At 37.7% G+C, this 223-nt stretch carries 1 protein-coding gene; it reads right to left on the bottom strand.

The annotated features are described in order from the left end of the window. Nucleotides 1-223 (bottom strand): hypothetical protein (locus NSCA4_RS15795; protein ID WP_218015747.1); only part of this gene is annotated, 223 nt, incomplete at both ends.

Genomic DNA, 223 nt, shown 5'->3' with positions numbered 1-223 from the left:
CTATAAAAACCTCTTAAAACCCGTTTAAAACCTATCAAAACCCGACAGTTTTCAACAAAAAACCGCGCATTCCCGCGCGGTTTTGTGAAAAGCTGATGCAACTTTTTTTCAAACACAAAAACGCCGAAATCCACGTCTTTCCAAGATTTCGGCGTTTTTTTATTATCACTTATCATTTGTGCAAAAACTAACAGTCCCCCACAATAAAAACGTCGAGACTTTT

It is taken from the genome of Neisseria sicca 4320 (genome assembly GCF_000193735.1).
GTDB lineage: Bacteria > Pseudomonadota > Gammaproteobacteria > Burkholderiales > Neisseriaceae > Neisseria > Neisseria sicca_E.
Note: the sequence above shows the minus strand (reverse complement) of the source record. Positions and strands in the feature narration are given on the sequence as shown.